Below are 224 nucleotides of genomic sequence, written 5' to 3' on the forward strand. Positions count from 1 at the left end.
CTCCAGCAGCATTCTTATTACCTTTCGCATCACTAAAGCTGTCTTGAGCTACCGTTACCTTACCTACACCATTACTGCCTGCCGTTGGTGTAAACACCACTGTGTAGCTTGTACCTGAGCCAGTGAAAGTCGATAAAGTTCCTCCAGTCGCACTCAAGTCTGATAAAGCAAAATCGGTTGCGGTTTCACTTAATGTCACTGTAATCGTTGCAGTTTCACCTGTA

1 protein-coding gene is annotated in these 224 nt (G+C 45.1%); it reads right to left on the reverse strand.

Annotated features, from left to right (window positions below):
* Nucleotides 1-224: Ig-like domain-containing protein (locus PVK70_RS19035; RefSeq protein WP_274441730.1), on the reverse strand; the 224-nt coding region annotated here is incomplete at both ends.

This window comes from Aliivibrio sp. A6 (genome assembly GCF_028765505.1).
Lineage (GTDB): Bacteria > Pseudomonadota > Gammaproteobacteria > Enterobacterales > Vibrionaceae > Aliivibrio > Aliivibrio finisterrensis_A.